This window comes from Thiocystis violacea, assembly GCF_016583565.1.
Lineage (GTDB): Bacteria > Pseudomonadota > Gammaproteobacteria > Chromatiales > Chromatiaceae > Thiorhodococcus > Thiorhodococcus violaceus_A.
In genome coordinates, this window is the sequence record NZ_NRRF01000271.1 from 1 (window position 1) to 532 (window position 532).

General features: G+C 62.0%; 1 protein-coding gene. It reads left to right on the forward strand.

Going from position 1 to position 532, the window contains the following annotated elements; translation table 11 throughout:
- Positions 1-43: 43 nt before the first annotated feature.
- A complete protein-coding gene (locus tag CKO23_RS25160) occupies positions 44-361 on the forward strand; it encodes a hypothetical protein (RefSeq protein ID WP_200336333.1) in 318 nt (105 codons plus the stop codon).
- Positions 362-532 lie beyond the last annotated feature (171 nt).

The window sequence follows — 532 nt, forward strand, 5'->3', positions numbered from 1 at the left end:
TGCTGGCGTGCAGCGGGCAGGCGGAGCCGCCGCCCAGGATCCGGTGAGCGAACTCCTGTCGATCAATGGCGAGTTCACCGCCTCGGTGGTGATTGCGCGTTCTTTCAAGACGTCGAGCGGAGCGCTGCGCTGGCGCGTTCGCCTCGACGTCGGCCTCGTCCCGGATATGACGATCGCCATCCGCTTGGACGAGCGCAATGTGGCCCCCCTCGACTATTATGTCCTGCCGAGCATCGACATGAACACGCCGCGCTTGAAGCTCGCCGAGCAGAATGGGCTGTCCCTCGACGCCTACCGTTTTGAAAGTCTCGATTTCTTTTTCGCTCTCGCCGGCAGAGTCAGATTTGCGGAGGCAGCCTGATGACAGACGGCATTCCCCTCGATAAGCGCAAACGGGTTACACTGATCCCGACAGACCGCATCCGGATCCTGAACCCGCGTGTCCGCAACCGCCGCAACTTCGACGATATTGTCGACAATATCGCCAGGATCGGGCTGAAGCGGCCGATCACGGTGAGCAGGCGTCCCGCCA